This is a genomic window from Variovorax trehalosi (genome assembly GCF_051216415.1).
GTDB lineage: Bacteria > Pseudomonadota > Gammaproteobacteria > Burkholderiales > Burkholderiaceae_C > Variovorax.
In genome coordinates, this window is record NZ_JBPJZG010000008.1 from 253,953 (window position 1) to 267,413 (window position 13,461).

Genomic DNA, 13,461 nt, shown 5'->3' on the forward strand with positions numbered 1-13,461 from the left:
TCAATTTCCCATGCTTGCCAAACGCATCATTCCCTGCCTCGACGTCACCGGCGGTCGTGTCGTCAAGGGCGTCAACTTCCTCGAACTGCGCGATGCCGGCGACCCGGTCGAGATCGCCGCGCGCTACAACGCGCAGGGCGCCGACGAGCTCACCTTCCTGGACATCACCGCCACCAGCGACGGCCGCGACCTGATCCTGCCGATCATCGAGGCGGTGGCTTCGCAGGTCTTCATTCCGCTCACGGTCGGCGGAGGCGTGCGCACGGTGGCCGATGTGCGCCGGCTCCTCAATGCGGGCGCGGACAAGACCAGCTTCAACTCGGCCGCCATCGCCGATCCGCAGGTGATCAACGATGCGTCGCAGAAGTACGGCTCGCAGTGCATCGTGGTGGCCATCGATGCCAAGCGCCGCACGCCCGAAGAAGCCGCCACGCGCGGCCCGGGCTGGGACGTCTACAGCCACGGCGGCCGCAAGAACACCGGCCTCGACGCCGTGCAGTGGGCCACCGAGATGGCGCGCCGCGGCGCGGGCGAAATCCTGCTGACCAGCATGGACCGCGACGGCACCAAGAGCGGCTTCGACCTCGAACTCACCCGCGCGGTGAGCGACGCGGTCAGCGTGCCGGTGATCGCCTCGGGCGGCGTCGGCAACCTGGACGACCTGGCCGATGGCATCCAGACCGGCGGCGCCGATGCGGTGCTGGCGGCCAGCATCTTTCACTACGGCGAGCACACCGTGGGCGAGGCGAAAGCCCGTATGGCCGCACGGGGCATCCCGGTGCGAATCGACCGCTGAGGGGTCTTTGCCCCATCCCCGACAATACCCCGATGAACTGGCTCGATGAAGTGAAGTGGGACGTGAACGGCCTGGTGCCCGTGATCGCGCAGGAACAAGGCAGCAACGATGTGCTGATGTTCGCCTGGATGAACCGCGAGGCGCTCGAGAAGACCGCCGAGCTGGGCCGCGCGGTGTATTTCAGCCGCTCGCGCAACAAGCTGTGGTTCAAGGGCGAGGAATCGGGCCACGTGCAGACGGTGCACGAGATCCGCATGGACTGCGACAACGACGTGGTGCTGCTCAAGGTCACCCAACTGGGCCACGAGCCCGGCATCGCCTGCCACACCGGCCGCCACAGCTGCTTCTTCAGCAAATACGAGAAGGGCCAGTGGACCGTGGTCGAGCCGGTCTTGAAAGACCCGGAATCGATCTACAAATGACCGGCACCGTGAACAACACCTCCAACACTTCCGATGGCCTCGCACGCCTGGCCGCGGTCATCGAGACCCGCCTGCCCGCGAACGGCGGCGACCCCGAGAAGAGCTACGTCGCGCGCCTCCTGCACAAGGGCCCCGACGCCTTCTTGAAGAAGATCGGCGAGGAAGCCACCGAGGTCGTGATGGCCGCCAAGGACGCCGACCACGGCGGCGATCGCTCGAAAATAGTGAACGAAGTGGCCGACCTGTGGTTCCACACCATGGTGGCGCTCGCGCACTACGGTTTCTCGCCGGCCGAGGTCGTCGCGGAGCTTGAGCGCCGCGAAGGCACCAGCGGCATCGAGGAAAAGGCCCTGCGCAAGGTGCAGGCCCGCGAGGCATCCAACGATTGAAAGGACATCCCATGGCCAACGACATCGTGAACGTGGAACCCGACGACTCGCTCAAGACCTGGGGCTGGGTGAGCTACATCCTGCACCTGATCGTGGCCATCGGCGCGGTCGTGCCGGGGGCGCAGGCCTCCATTGCCATCCTGCTCGTGGCGCTGGTGATCGACTTCGTCAAGCGCGACGACGCGGCCGGCACCTGGCAGGCTTCGCACTTCAGCTGGCGCATCCGCTCGGTGCTCTGGGCGGGCCTGCTGTACATCCTGACCTCGTGGCTCTTCCTGCTGCTCTATTTCCCCGGCTGGATCGCCTGGGGGCTGATTTCGCTGTGGTTCCTGTACCGGATCGTGAAAGGCATGATCCGCATGAACGACAACCGCCCGATGGAACCCAAAGATGTCATCTGATCCGAACTGCATTTTCTGCAAGATCGTCGAAGGCAAGATCCCTTCGCGCAAGGTCTACGAAGACGAGGACCTGTTCGGTTTCCATGACATCGCGCCCTGGGCGCCGGTGCATTTCATGCTGGTGCCCAAGAAGCACATCGCCTCGATGGCGCAGCTCACGCCCGACGACGCCGCGCTCATGGGCAAGATCATGACCCTGGCGCCCAAGCTGGCGCTGGAGCAGGGCTGCAGGCCCTATCCGGACGGCGGCTACCGCGTCGTCGTCAACACCGGCACCGAGGGCGGGCAGGAGGTTCACCATCTCCATGTGCACGTCATGGGCGGTCCCCGGCCATGGCTTCGCGGCTGACTTTCATTAAGCCAAACTGTCACATTCACCCCGACTAAAATCGGACACATTCTTAGGAGTCTTCCATGGGTTCTTTTTCTATCTGGCACTGGCTGATCGTGCTGCTCGTCGTGGTCATGATCTTCGGCACCAAGAAGCTGCGGAACATGGGTTCTGACCTTGGTGGCGCCGTCAAGGGCTTCAAGGACGGCATGAAGGATGCCAACGGCAATCCCACCACCGACGCATCGGCGGCTTCCGCCCCCGCCGCGCAAGTGACCGGCCAACCGGCCAACAGCGACAAGACGATCGACGTCGAAGCGCGCCAGAAGTCCTGAGCGCGGACCGCACGTGCTCGACCTCGGCATTGAGAAGCTGGCGCTGATCGGCGTCGTGGCGCTGATCGTCATCGGGCCGGAGAAGCTGCCGCGCGTGGCCCGCACGGTCGGCACCCTGCTCGGCAAGGCGCAGCGCTACGTGAACGACGTCAAGGCTGAAGTCAACCGCTCGATGGAGCTCGATGAACTCCGCAAGATGAAGACCACCGTGGAGGATGCGGCCCGCGACGTCGAGCACAACATCCACACCGGTGCGAGCGAGTTCGAAAAGCAGTTCTCCGGCTCCGGCGAAACGCTCTCGGCCCTGGCCGAACCCGAGGCCCCGGTGCCCGAATACAAGCACCCCCGCAAGAACTGGCGCCTGAAGCAGGGCGCCACGCCGAATTGGTACAAGGCGCGCAACGGCGTGCGTACCAAGGCGTTGTCGGGCGCGGCGCGGGTTGCCCGTTTCCGCCCGCACAAGATCAACTAGCGCTTCAACACCCCCGCGTTTCTCGCTTGCCGCACGCCGGCCGAAGCCACGCTTTTTTCTTTCCCCATGGCCGATTCCGACGACAAGAACAAAGACAAAGAAGACGAGCTGGCGGGCACCGAGCAGCCGTTCGTGCAGCACCTGGTCGAGCTTCGCGACCGGCTGCTCTACTGCGTCTACGGCCTGGTGATCGCGGGCATCCTGCTGTCGATCTGGCCCGGCCCGGGCGGCCTCATCGACCTGATCGCGATGCCGATCCGTGCGCACATGCCGCCGGATGCCAAACTGATCGCCATCGGCGTGTTCTCGCCGTTCTTCGTGCCGCTCAAGGTGCTGATGATGACGGCCGTCCTGCTGGCACTGCCATGGCTCATGTACCAGGCCTGGATGTTCGTGGCGCCCGGCCTCTACAGCCACGAGAAGCGCTTTGCGCTGCCGCTGATCTTCTTCGGCAGCCTGCTGGCTTACACGGGCATCGCCTTCGTGCAGTTCTTCGTGCTGGACAAGATGTTCAGCTTCATCCAGAAATTCACGCCCGCCGCGGTGGCGGCCACGCCCGACATCTCGTCGTACGTCGAGGCCATCCTGTCGCTCTACATCGCATTCGGCGTCGCTTTCCAGGTGCCGATCGTGGTGATGCTGCTGGTGCGCTTCGAGATGGTGACGATCGAGAAGCTGAAGTCCTTCCGCGGCTACTTCATCGTGGTGGCCTTCGTGGTGGCCGCGGTGCTGACGCCGCCCGACGTGGTCTCGCAGCTCGCGCTGGCGGTGCCGATGTGCCTGCTGTACGAGGTGGGCATCATCGGGGCGCGCTACTTTGCGCAGGGCAAGAAGAAGCCAGAGGAAGAAGAAAACGCCGATTCCTCGGCGTCTTCCTGATCCCGGTTATTCCTGCTGGTTCGGCACTTGCCGGACCGGGCTCTTCGGCCTGAGCCCCGGTGTCACGTCCAGTTCCATCTTGTCGCTGCCGCGTTGCAGTGCAAAGCGCGCCGTGTCGCCGGGCTTGAGCCCGGCCACGGCGGTCAGCAGGGACTGCACGCTGTCGGTCTTCTTCTCGCCCACCGAGGTGATCACGTCGCCCGGCCGGATGCCGGCCTTGGCGGCGGGGCCGTTCTGCAGCACGCCGGTGATGATCACGCCCGCATCCGCCTTCACGCCGAAGGTCTCGGCCAGTTCAGGCGACAGGTCGTTCGGCTCGACGCCGATCCAGCCGCGGCGCACCTGGCCTTCCTTCACGATGCCTTCCAGCACGATCTTGGCCATCGACACCGGAATGGCGAAGCCGATGCCCATGCTGCCGCCCGAGCGCGAGTAGATCGCGGTGTTGATGCCCTGCAGGTTGCCGTTGACGTCGATCAGCGCGCCGCCCGAGTTGCCGGGGTTGATGGCCGCGTCGGTCTGGATGAAGTTCTCGAAGTTGTTGATGCCCAGCTGGTTGCGGCCCAGCGCCGAGACAATGCCGCTGGTCACGGTCTGTCCCACGCCGAAGGGGTTGCCGATGGCCAGCACCTGGTCGCCCACCAGCAGTTCGTCGGAGTTGCCCAGGACGATCACCGGGAGCTTGTCGAGCTCGATCTTGAGCACGGCCAGGTCGGTGTCGGGGTCGGTGCCGATCACCTTGCCGCGCGCGTGGCGGCTGTCGTTCAGGGTGACTTCGATTTCATCGGCGCCCTCGACCACGTGGTTGTTGGTGAGGATGTAGCCGTCGGTGCTCACGATCACGCCGCTGCCCAGGCCCACCTGGGGCTGGTCGGCCTGGTCGCCGAAGAAGAAGCGGAACCAGGGGTCGTTGCTGCGCGGATGGCGCTGCGCCGCCTTGCTGGTGTTGATGCTCACCACCGCCGGCGAGGCCTTCTTGGCCGCCGCGCTGAGGCTGCCGACGGCGGGCACGCTAGGGGCGCCGGCCGGCGCCTCGACGATCGACACCACGCCACCGAGCGAGGTCGAGCGCTTGTTGATCCACTCGGGCTTGAGCGTCGCGACGACGAAATAGGCCGCCAGCAGGACGGTAACGGCTTGGGCAAAGAGCAGCCAGGTGCGTTTCATGAAAACTTGATGAAAAGACGGTTGAAGACGCCGTCGGGGGCGTCGCTGCGTGCGATTGTCCCTCAATGGGGTTGACGATAGACCGCGCCGCGCGGTCGAGATTGGCAAGGCTCGGCTGCGTGAATACGGGATAACCCCTAGCATCGCGAAGCGATCCCACCCGGCTTCCACCTTTTCAGGCCTCCGCATTGCCCACCCGGCGGATGCGGCCAGGCATTTTCTCGGCGCGCGATTTTCCGTTTCCCACCCGGTTCCACGGCCCCGGCGCGCGCGGTCACGATTTTTCTGCCAGCCATGACTTCAGAAGCAACCCTCGCGGACGGCGCCAAGCCCGCTCCGACCCGCACGCTCGACGCGCGCGACTACAAGACCCTCGCCCTCTCGGCGCTCGGCGGAACGCTGGAGTTCTACGACTTCGTCATCTACGTCTTCTTCGCCACGGTGCTGGGCGGGCTGTTCTTCCCCGCCGACATGCCCGACTGGCTGCGGCAACTGCAGACCTTCGGCATCTTCGCGGCCGGTTACCTGGCGCGCCCTGTGGGCGGCATCGTCATCGCGCATTTCGGCGACCTCCTGGGCCGCAAGCGCATGTTCACGCTGTCGATCTTCTTGATGGCTGCGCCCACGCTGGTGATCGGCCTCCTGCCCACCTACGCGAGCATCGGCGTGGCGGCGCCCCTTTTGCTGCTGGCGATGCGCGTGCTGCAGGGCGCGGCCATCGGTGGCGAAATGCCCGGCGCCTGGGTGTTCGTCGGCGAGCACGTGCCGGCCAAGCGCTACGGTTTCGGCATCGGCACGCTGACCTCGGGCATCACCGGCGGCATCCTGCTGGGTTCGCTGGTCGCGGTGGCCATCAACCGCCATTACTCGCCCGAGCAGGTGAGCGATTTCGCCTGGCGCATTCCCTTCATCCTGGGTGGCGTGTTCGGGCTGGTGTCGGTGTACCTGCGCCGCTTCCTTCATGAAACGCCGGTCTTCAAGGAGCTGGCCGGCCTGAAGTCGGTCGCCCGCGAGCTGCCGTTGCGCACCGTGCTGCGCGAGCACCGGCTGGCTTGCGTGTACGTCGCGCTGCAGACCTGGGTGCTGTCGGCCGCGATCGTGGTGGTGGTGCTGTACACGCCCACCTACCTGCAGAAGGTGCACCACATTCCGGCCGCGCTGGCGCTCGAGGCCAACGCGCTCGCCACGCTGACCCTGACCATCGGCTGTGTGCTGGTCGGCTGGCTGAGCGACCGCATCGGCACACGCGCTGTGATGCTCGTCGGCTGGGGCGGGCTCTTCGCCACGGCCTACCTGTTCTATACGGGGCTGCCCGGCACGCCGGCGACGCTGTTCTGGCACTACGGTCTGGTGGGCCTGTTCGTGGGCACCATCGCCACCGTGCCGATCGCGGGCGTGCGCGCCTTCCCGGCGCCGGTGCGCTTCACGGGGCTTTCGTTCGCCTACAACATGTCGTACGCGGTCTTCGGCGGGCTCACGCCGGTGATCCTCACGCTCTGGCTCCAGCACGACACGATGGCACCGGCGCACTACGTCGCGGCACTCGCAGCACTGGGCTTCCTGCTGGCCCTGTTGCCACTGGCCGCGCGCGGCCATGCCATGCGCGATGGCGTCGGGGCCCCGGGCAGCGCGACAATGTCGCGATGAGCACCACACGCCACGAACTGCTCCACGCATTCGACCTGTTGCTGGCCCCCGGGCGCTTCAAGGACTACGGACCCAACGGCCTGCAGGTCGAAGGGCGTACCGTGGTCCGCAAGATCGTCTCGGGCGTGACCGCCAGCCGCGCGCTGATCGAGGCCGCGATCCACGCCGAGGCCGATGCCATCTTCGTTCACCACGGCCTGTTCTGGCGCGGCCAGGACGGCTGCGTCACCGGCTGGATGAAGCAGCGGCTGGGCCTCCTGCTCGGCGACGACGTCAATCTCTTCGCGTACCACCTGCCGCTCGATGCGCATCCGGAACTGGGCAACAACGCGCAGCTCGGGCTGCAGCTGGGGCTCGTGGCGCATGCGGGTTCGACGGGGCGCTTCGGCGAGCAGGAGCTGGGCTTCCTCGGCGCGCGCGAGAACGGAGAGAACTTCGCCAGCGCCAAGGCGCTCGCCTCGCATGTCGAGAAAGTGCTCAGGCGCCCCGTGACCCTGCTCGATACGGCGCATCGCCCCATCAAGAACATCGCCTGGTGCACCGGTGGCGCGCAGGGCTACTTCGAGGCCGCCATCGCGGCCGGCGCCGACGCCTTCATCACCGGCGAGATCTCGGAGCCCCAGGCCCACTACGCGCGCGAGATGGGCGTGGCCTTTCTGGCCTGCGGGCACCACGCGACCGAGCGCTACGGCGCGCAGGCCGTGGCCGCGCACGTGGCGGCGCAGCTCGGGCTGAAGCACGAGTTCATCGATATCGACAACCCCGCATGAGCGGCGCAGTAGCCATTACGTTGGGCGATCCTGCGGGCATCGGCCCCGAGATCATCGCCAAGGCCTTCCGCGATGCGCCGGACGCGACCCGTGGCGCTTTCGTGGCCGGCGACGTGGCCACGCTGCGGCGTGCCTCGCAAGCGCTGGCCGGACCGGGCCAACCGGCATGGGCCGTGGCGGAGATCGAGACCGTGGCCGAAGTCGCCGGCGTTCCGCCCGGCTGCATCCCGGTGCTGCAGGTCATCGTGCCGCCAGCGAACATCGTGATGGGCCAGATCAGTGCCGAGGCCGGTCGCGCGGCGGGCGATTGCGTGGTCTGGGCCGCGCGGGCGGCGCTGCGCGGCGAAATCGCCGCCATCGTGACAGCGCCGCTGCACAAGGAGGCGCTGTCCGCCGCCGGCTTCCCGTACCCCGGCCACACCGAACTCCTGCAGGCCGAGGCGGCCGCGCATCTGGGCCGCAGCGTCGCCGACGTGCCGGTGCGCATGATGCTGGCCAACGACGAGCTGCGTACCGTGCTCGTGAGCATCCACATGTCGCTGCGCGATGCCATCGAGGCGGTGCATTTCGAGGGCGTGCTGCAGACGCTGCGCATCACGCACCGCGCGCTGTCCCATGCGCTGGGCCGCGCGCCGCGCATCGGCGTCGCCGGCCTCAATCCGCATGCGGGCGAGGGCGGCCTGTTCGGTTCGGAAGAGCGCGAGACCATCGCACCGGCCATCGCCGCCGCGCGCGCCGAAGGCATCGACGCCAACGGGCCGCACGCGCCCGACACCGTGTTCATGCGCGCGCGCGCCAAGCATGGCGTGCCCGACAGCGGCGAGTTCGACGTGGTGATCGCGATGTACCACGACCAGGGCCTGATCCCGGTCAAGTACCTCGGGGTGGAGAAGGGGGTGAATGTGACGCTGGGGTTGCCGCTGGTGCGCACCAGCCCCGATCACGGCACCGCGTTCGATATCGCGGGCACGGGGCTCGCCGATGCGTCGAGCCTCGTCGAGGCGCTTCGCATGGCGAGGACGCTGGGCAGCGCCTAAGGACGCTTGAGGCTGTCGCGGATCTCGCGCAGCAGCGTGATGTCTTCCGGCGTCGCGACGGGTGCGGCGGGCGCTGCTGCCTCGGTCTTCCGCAGCTTGTTGATCTGCTTGACCATCATGAAGATGATGAACGCCAGGATCACGAAGTTGACCGCCACGGTGATGAAACTGCCGTAGGCCAGCACCGGCACGCCGGCTTTCTTCAGGTCGGCCAGCGTGTTCGCCACACCGACAGGTGCCGTGCCCAGCACCACGTAGAGGTTCGAGAAATCGAGCTTGCCGAACACCAGGCCTATCACCGGCATGATGATGTCGGCCACCAGCGAGTCGACGATCTTGCCGAACGCCGCGCCGATGATCACACCGACTGCGAGGTCGACGACGTTGCCCTTGACGGCAAATTCCTTGAATTCACTGAGGATGCTCATGATTCAAAAGGCTGCTGGAGCTCTGCTGTTGAAGGAGTGCCGAGTATGCCCGCGATTGTTAGCCTCTCCAGAGGGCGCAGCGCAACGCCGATGTGCTTCGGCGGCAACCCTTCACGACTGCGAGCGGCGATCTGTCTGAAGCGGCGCAGTGCACCGCCTTGTCCGTGACCCGGAGATGTGTCGTTCGATCGGCGCACTTCCGATGGATCGTCGAAGGATGCAGAGCCGATGTTCGATGCGTTCCAGGTGGCCCGGTGCTACGTAACACGTACGGTCGCAGGCGCGTAACAACGGCGCCAAGAAGCCCTGACGCAGGCCATGCCCGGAGGGTGCCGCAGGCCCTGTTTTCGATGGATTCCCCAATGAAATCAAGGTGCTGCCTGCCGCGACGCCCCTGTTCCGGCCGGTGCGCTCTCTTGCGGGCATCGTTCCTGCGACACATGAGACGAAAGTCAACATTTTGAAGCTACATCGAGTAGCCAAGAGAGCGTCGCGTGGCCATCAATTTTTCCTGTCAGCCTTTGAGAACGGCGCCGATGTCGTCGGTGCCGCAACTGTCGTACCTGAGCACCTTCCACGGCGCGCTCATCGTCGAGGACGACCCCGCCGTGGCCGACCGCATGCGCCGCATCCTGGGCAACCTCGCGCCGGGCCGCCGCGTCGTGGTGGCGTCCACGCGCACCGAGGCGTGCAACCTGCTGGCCTCGCTGCCCTACGACCTCGTGCTGGTCGGCATGCGCCTGCCGCGCAGCGACGGCGTCTCGCTGATCCGTCATGTGCGCGAGACCTACCGGCACATAGAGACTGTCGCCATGTCGCCCACCGACGACCACGAACTGGTGAATGCCGCGATCTCCGCGGGTGCCGTCGGCTATCTGCTGACGGAAGCGGACGACGCCGAGCTTTCCTTCCTGTTGCGATCGATCGAGCGCGGCGGTGCGCCGATGGACTCACGGGTCGCGCGGCGCATCCTCGGGCTGATTGCCGCATCGGCGAAGACGCGGACGATCGAGCCCATCCGGACCGAGCCCCGCGCCGAACCGTCGTCTTCGTCCGCGCCGGCCCTGCTGTCGCCGCGCGAACTCAAGGTGCTGCGTTTGATCGCGCAGGGATGGAGCAACCGGCAGATCGCGGAAGCGGTCTACCTGTCGGTCAACACGATCGAATTCCACGCCAAGAGCATCTACCGCAAGCTCGCGGTCAAGTCGCGGACCCAGGCGGTCCACGAGGCGATGCAGCACGGTCTTCTGAACTGACGGCTGTCTGCCGGCCCTCGCGGCCCCCGCCGCTGGGCATGTGTGGTGCGCGTTCCACGGACGCGCTGCGCCGGCCATCGTTCGCCGGCCACGCGCATGGCAGCCATTGAATATCCCTTCGGCGCCCCGCTACAATCGCGGGTTGACCCCTGCTCCAGCGAAGAAGACAAGAGGATCCCCATGAGTGACATGACCTCCGGCTCGCCCCGGATCGACACAAGCAAGCGGACGTGGTTGATCGCGTCCAGCTGTGCCGGCGTAGCGGGTGGCGTGGCCACCGTAGTTCCATTTGTGAGCACTTTCCAGCCGTCGGAGAAGGCCAAGGCCGCCGGCGCCGCTGTCGAAGTCGACATCTCGGCGCTCAAGGTCGGCGAGAAAATGACCGTCGAATGGCGCGGCAAGCCGGTCTGGATCCTCAAGCGCACGCCGGAGCAGATCGCCGAACTCCCCAAGCTGGACGGCCAGCTGGCCGACCCGCTCTCCAAACGTCACCCCGACGAATTCACCCCCAAGTACGCGCAGAACGAGCACCGCTCGATCAAGCCCGACGTGCTGGTCGTGGTGGGCATCTGCACCCACCTGGGCTGCTCGCCGGTGGACCGCCTGCAGGCCGGACCGCAGCCCTCGCTGCCGGCCGACTGGGAAGGCGGCTTCCTCTGCCCCTGCCACGGTTCCACGTTCGACCTGGCCGGCCGCGTCTTCAAGAACAAGCCCGCGCCCGACAACCTGCCTGTGCCCCCGCACATGTACCTGTCGGACACCAAGCTCCTGATCGGTGAAGACTCCAAGAAGGCCTGAGGCAGAAGAAGAACATGGCTGAATTCCACGAAATTTCCCCCAACGCGCCCGCCGGCGCGAAGCTGCTCAACTGGGTCGACAACCGCTTCCCGCTGACCAAGCTCTGGAACGACCAGTGGGGCAAGTACTACGCGCCGAAGAACTTCAACTTCTGGTACATCTTCGGCTCGCTGGCGATGCTGGTCCTGGTGATCCAGATCGTCACCGGCATCTTCCTCGTGATGCACTACAAGCCCGACGCGAACCAGGCGTTCGCATCGGTCGAGTACATCATGCGCGACGTGCCCTGGGGCTGGCTCATCCGCTACATCCACTCGACGGGCGCCTCCGCGTTCTTCATCGTGGTGTACCTGCACATGTTCCGTGGCCTCATGTACGGCAGCTACCGCAAGCCCCGCGAGCTGATCTGGGTGTTCGGCTGCGCGATCTTCCTGTGCCTCATGGCCGAAGCCTTCATGGGCTACCTGCTGCCCTGGGGGCAAATGAGCTACTGGGGCGCCCAGGTGATCGTGAACCTGTTCGCCGCCATCCCGTTCATCGGTCCTGACCTGGCCCTGCTGATCCGCGGCGACTACGTGGTGAGCGACGCCACGCTGAACCGCTTCTTCAGCTTCCACGTGATCGCTGTGCCGCTGGTGCTGCTCGGCCTCGTGGTGGCCCACCTGATCGCGCTGCACGAAGTGGGTTCCAACAACCCCGACGGCATCGAGATCAAGGCCAACCGCGGCCCCGACGGCCACCCGCTCGACGGCATTCCGTCGCATCCGTACTACACGGTGCACGACATCTTCGGCGTGGTGGTGTTCCTCACAATCTTCTCGGCGGTGATCTTCTTCGCGCCCGAGGCCGGTGGGTACTTCCTCGAGTACAACAACTTCATCCCGGCCGATTCGCTCAAGACGCCCAACCACATCGCCCCGGTCTGGTACTTCACGCCGTTCTATTCGATGCTGCGCGCGACCACCGACGACATGGTCAACGTGTTCGCGCTGATCATCGGCCTGGCCGCGATCCTGAACTTCATCAAGGGCAAGTCGGGCACCGCGCTGAAAATCGCGATCGTCGTCGTGGCGGCCGTGGCCATCTTCCTGCTCAAGGCCTTCGACGCCAAGTTCTGGGGCGTGGTCGTGATGGGCGGCTCGGTCATCATCCTGTTCTTCCTGCCGTGGCTGGACCACAGCGAAGTCAAGTCGATCCGCTACCGTCCGAGCTGGCACAAGTATGTGTACGGCGTGTTCGTCTTCCTGTTCCTGATCCTGGGCTACCTGGGCATCCAGCCGCCTGGCGTCTGGGGCAACCTGGTCATCGGCTCCTTCGCCCTCGACATCGCCCAGACCATCTCGCAGATCGGCACGCTCTTCTACTTCGGCTTCTTCCTCTTGATGCCCTGGTGGAGCCGCAAGGGCGAATTCAAGCCCGTGCCCGAGCGCGTGGTCTTCGCTGCGCATTGAGACGAGACACGAAGTGCAAGAGCTTGAGAGAAACACGATGAAGAAAAGAATTTCCGGCTGGCTCGCGGTCATGGCTACCTTGGGTCTGGCGCTGGGGCTGACCTTCTCGGCCCCCGCATCGGCCGAATCGGGCGGTCTGGCATGGGACAAGGCACCCAACAAGACGACCGACGTGCAGGCCCTGCAGAACGGCGCCAAGCTGTTCGTCAACTACTGCCTGAACTGCCACTCGGCCGCCTTCATGCGCTACAACCGCCTGCAGGACATCGGCATCACCGAGCAGCAGATCAAGGACAACCTTCTGTTCACGACCGACAAGGTCGGCGAGACCATGAGGGCCAACATCGACGCGCGCCAGGCCAAGGACTGGTTCGGCACCACACCTCCCGACCTCACGCTGGTTGCTCGCTCGCGTGCCGGCCACGGCGGCACGGGTGCCGACTACCTCTACACCTTCCTTCGCACCTTCTACCGCGACGACACCAAGGCCACCGGCTGGAACAACCTCGTGTTCCCGAGTGTCGCCATGCCGAACCCGCTCTGGGAACTGCAGGGCGAGCGCCAGCCGGTCTACAGCAAGGTCGAGCAGCACGGTCATGAAACCGACGTGTTCACCGGCAAGTGGACGCAGGTCACCCCCGGCACCCTCACGCCAGTGCAGTACGACAATGCCGTCGGCGACCTGGTGAGCTACCTTCAGTGGATGGCCGAGCCCGCGCAGAACACCCGCATCCGCATCGGCGTCTGGGTCCTGCTGTTCCTGGCCATGTCGGTGGTTTTTGTGTGGCGACTGAACGCCTCGTACTGGAAAGACGTCAAGTAGTTCCGTCCACGCCGACCGGTCATGCCTCGTGCATCCGGTCCCACAGAGTGGGTTGCCAA

Annotated in this window: 17 protein-coding genes; 15 read left to right on the forward strand and 2 right to left on the reverse strand. The window is 65.7% G+C overall.

Annotated elements, in window-relative coordinates; translation table 11 throughout:
* Nucleotides 1–10 precede the first annotated feature (10 nt).
* From hisF to tatC, 8 genes are all read left to right on the forward strand, one after another.
* On the forward strand, nt 11–796 hold the full coding sequence (hisF, locus tag ACSFA7_RS27720) for an imidazole glycerol phosphate synthase subunit HisF (RefSeq protein ID WP_093439779.1): 786 nt from the start codon (nt 11–13) through the stop codon (nt 794–796).
* Between the two features lie 32 nt (nt 797–828).
* A complete protein-coding gene (hisI, locus tag ACSFA7_RS27725) occupies nt 829–1,218 on the forward strand; it encodes a phosphoribosyl-AMP cyclohydrolase (RefSeq protein WP_435502327.1) in 390 nt (129 codons plus the stop codon).
* A gap of 8 nt (nt 1,219–1,226) precedes the next feature.
* Nucleotides 1,227–1,607: a phosphoribosyl-ATP diphosphatase gene (locus tag ACSFA7_RS27730; RefSeq protein WP_176660566.1), complete on the forward strand. Its 381-nt coding sequence runs from the start codon at nt 1,227–1,229 to the stop codon at nt 1,605–1,607.
* Nucleotides 1,608–1,618: 11 nt separating this feature from the next.
* Nucleotides 1,619–2,008, forward strand: a complete 390-nt coding sequence (locus ACSFA7_RS27735) for a DUF4870 family protein (RefSeq protein WP_206177525.1) — start codon at nt 1,619–1,621, stop codon at nt 2,006–2,008.
* Nucleotides 1,998–2,357 carry a histidine triad nucleotide-binding protein gene (locus tag ACSFA7_RS27740; RefSeq protein ID WP_206177526.1) on the forward strand — a complete coding sequence of 120 codons (360 nt, stop codon included), beginning with the start codon at nt 1,998–2,000 and terminating at the stop codon, nt 2,355–2,357. Before ACSFA7_RS27735 ends, ACSFA7_RS27740 begins: the two co-directional genes overlap by 11 nt.
* 65 nt (nt 2,358–2,422) lie before the next feature.
* Nucleotides 2,423–2,674, forward strand: a complete 252-nt coding sequence (gene tatA, locus ACSFA7_RS27745; protein WP_042579106.1) for a Sec-independent protein translocase subunit TatA — start codon at nt 2,423–2,425, stop codon at nt 2,672–2,674.
* Nucleotides 2,675–2,687: 13 nt separating this feature from the next.
* The gene (gene tatB / locus ACSFA7_RS27750; RefSeq protein WP_198788828.1) at nt 2,688–3,146 is read left to right on the forward strand and encodes a Sec-independent protein translocase protein TatB; all 459 of its coding nucleotides are present in this window, start codon (nt 2,688–2,690) and stop codon (nt 3,144–3,146) included.
* Nucleotides 3,147–3,212: 66 nt separating this feature from the next.
* Nucleotides 3,213–4,025 carry a twin-arginine translocase subunit TatC gene (gene tatC, locus ACSFA7_RS27755; protein ID WP_435502328.1) on the forward strand — a complete coding sequence of 271 codons (813 nt, stop codon included), beginning with the start codon at nt 3,213–3,215 and terminating at the stop codon, nt 4,023–4,025.
* A 6-nt stretch (nt 4,026–4,031) separates the two neighbouring features.
* On the opposite strand, the gene ACSFA7_RS27760 is transcribed toward tatC, so the two are convergent.
* Nucleotides 4,032–5,192 carry a S1C family serine protease gene (locus tag ACSFA7_RS27760; protein WP_435502329.1) on the reverse strand — a complete coding sequence of 387 codons (1,161 nt, stop codon included), beginning with the start codon at nt 5,190–5,192 and terminating at the stop codon, nt 4,032–4,034.
* A 294-nt stretch (nt 5,193–5,486) separates the two neighbouring features.
* Here ACSFA7_RS27760 and ACSFA7_RS27765 point away from each other — a divergent pair, with 294 nt between their 5' ends.
* Genes ACSFA7_RS27765 through pdxA form a run of 3 tightly spaced genes read left to right on the forward strand, consistent with a single transcriptional unit; the run spans nt 5,487 to nt 8,646 of the window.
* Nucleotides 5,487–6,839: an MFS transporter gene (locus ACSFA7_RS27765; RefSeq protein WP_435502330.1), complete on the forward strand. Its 1,353-nt coding sequence runs from the start codon at nt 5,487–5,489 to the stop codon at nt 6,837–6,839.
* Complete coding sequence (locus ACSFA7_RS27770; RefSeq protein ID WP_435502331.1) at nt 6,836–7,609, forward strand: Nif3-like dinuclear metal center hexameric protein; 774 nt, start codon at nt 6,836–6,838, stop codon at nt 7,607–7,609. Before ACSFA7_RS27765 ends, ACSFA7_RS27770 begins: the two co-directional genes overlap by 4 nt.
* Nucleotides 7,606–8,646 carry a 4-hydroxythreonine-4-phosphate dehydrogenase PdxA gene (gene pdxA, locus ACSFA7_RS27775; RefSeq protein WP_435502332.1) on the forward strand — a complete coding sequence of 347 codons (1,041 nt, stop codon included), beginning with the start codon at nt 7,606–7,608 and terminating at the stop codon, nt 8,644–8,646. Before ACSFA7_RS27770 ends, pdxA begins: the two co-directional genes overlap by 4 nt.
* Here the strand turns inward: pdxA and mscL are convergent.
* Complete coding sequence (mscL, locus tag ACSFA7_RS27780) at nt 8,643–9,074, reverse strand: large conductance mechanosensitive channel protein MscL (protein WP_435502333.1); 432 nt, start codon at nt 9,072–9,074, stop codon at nt 8,643–8,645. The genes pdxA and mscL overlap by 4 nt on opposite strands.
* A gap of 536 nt (nt 9,075–9,610) precedes the next feature.
* Here mscL and ACSFA7_RS27785 point away from each other — a divergent pair.
* The 4 genes from ACSFA7_RS27785 (at nt 9,611) to ACSFA7_RS27800 (ending at nt 13,402) form a co-directional block, all read left to right on the forward strand.
* Nucleotides 9,611–10,330 carry a response regulator transcription factor gene (locus ACSFA7_RS27785; RefSeq protein WP_435502334.1) on the forward strand — a complete coding sequence of 240 codons (720 nt, stop codon included), beginning with the start codon at nt 9,611–9,613 and terminating at the stop codon, nt 10,328–10,330.
* A 180-nt stretch (nt 10,331–10,510) separates the two neighbouring features.
* On the forward strand, nt 10,511–11,128 hold the full coding sequence (petA, locus tag ACSFA7_RS27790; protein WP_435502335.1) for a ubiquinol-cytochrome c reductase iron-sulfur subunit: 618 nt from the start codon (nt 10,511–10,513) through the stop codon (nt 11,126–11,128).
* A gap of 14 nt (nt 11,129–11,142) precedes the next feature.
* Entirely contained in the window at nt 11,143–12,579 is a 1,437-nt protein-coding gene (locus ACSFA7_RS27795) for a cytochrome b (RefSeq protein ID WP_280810220.1), read from the forward strand.
* A gap of 37 nt (nt 12,580–12,616) precedes the next feature.
* A complete protein-coding gene (locus ACSFA7_RS27800) occupies nt 12,617–13,402 on the forward strand; it encodes a cytochrome c1 (RefSeq protein ID WP_435502336.1) in 786 nt (261 codons plus the stop codon).
* The last annotated feature ends 59 nt before the right edge of the window (nt 13,403–13,461 follow it).